Here is a 1,406-nt window from a genome sequence, read left to right on the forward strand (position 1 = left end):
CCAGCACTCGCTTGTTGCCCAAACCACCTTCGACGCGAACATCCAGAAGGCAGCGGAAGAATCGGTGGAGTTCCACCTGCGCCAGTTCGGCAAGGAGTACAACGTCACCGAAGGTGCCGTCGTCGTCATCGAGACCAACGGCGCCGTGCGCGCCATCGTCGGCGGCCGCGACTATGGCGCCAGCCAGTTCAACCGCGCCACCAAGGCGCTGCGCCAGACCGGCTCGTCATTCAAACCCTATGTCTATGCAACGGCGATGGAACACGGCTTCACGCCCAACTCCATCATCTCCGGCGGCCCGATCAGCTGGGGGTCCTGGTCGCCGCACAATTACAGCGGCGGATCGGCGGGCAATGTAACTCTGATCATGGCTATGGCCAAATCGATCAACACCGTGCCGGTTCGGCTGGCCAAGGATCACCTTGGCATCGGGCCGATCAAGGCCATGGCCGAGGCGATGGGCGTGGAATCGCCGCTCGAAGCGCACAAGACGATGGTGCTGGGCACCTCGGGCATGACGGTGATGGACCAGGCGACGGGCTACAGCGTGTTCGCCGACAACGGTTTCGTCGGCTTCCGGCACGGCATCAGCCAACTCGTCACCCGCACCGGCGAGGTGGTTTATGATTTCGCCAAGGATGCGCCGCCGCCACACCGGGTGTTGTCGGAGCAGGCGCTGAAATCGATGAACACCATGCTGGCGGCAGTACCGGTGATGGGCACGGCGCGGCGGGCCCAACTTCCCAACATCGTCGTCGCCGGCAAGACGGGCACGACGCAATCCTACCGCGACGCCTGGTTTGTCGGCTTCACCGGCAACTACACGGCGGCAGTATGGATGGGCAATGACGATTTCACGCCGACCAAGAACATGACCGGCGGCTCGCTGCCTGCGATGGTATGGCAGCGCCTGATGGTCTATGCGCACCAGAACATCGACCTCAAGCCGATCCCGGGCATCGACAAGCCCTTCGTCGACGAGGAGATCGCTGCCAAGGCCGAGGAAGCACAGAAGAAGAGCGACGCGCAGGCGGTGGCCGATGCAGCCGCCGAACGGCCGCCGGTGCTGTCCAGCCGCACGACGCAGACGCTGCGGGACATGACCAGCCTGTTCCAGTCGGCGCCCGTCCTCAATACGCCTCAACCGCCGGAGACGCTGTCGGCGCTGTGATGGCGCGCCTGGAACACCCCTCATCCGACCGAGCTTCGCTCGGCCACCGTCTCCCGCAGGGGGAGAAGGAAGAGGCGGCTGCAATTCTACATCGGCCCGCTTGCCACAAGGCCCTGCGCCGCGATATCCCCGAGCGGCAACTCTTCGGTGTCCCCGGCCCTTCATGCTCAAAACTGCCTTCCTGACGTTGCTTTCGCTTGCCATAGCCATCATCGGCGGGGGCGGGAGCGTCTGG

Annotated in this window: 1 protein-coding gene; it reads left to right on the forward strand. The window is 64.4% G+C overall.

The features are described 5' to 3' along the window. The coding region (locus EN925_RS35830) for a penicillin-binding transpeptidase domain-containing protein (protein WP_281040696.1) at positions 1-1,171 on the forward strand (1,171 nt) is incomplete at its 5' end. Positions 1,172-1,406 lie beyond the last annotated feature (235 nt).

The sequence above is a fragment of the Mesorhizobium sp. M7A.F.Ca.US.006.04.2.1 genome (assembly GCF_004022915.1).
Classification (GTDB): Bacteria; Pseudomonadota; Alphaproteobacteria; order Rhizobiales; family Rhizobiaceae; genus Mesorhizobium; species Mesorhizobium ciceri.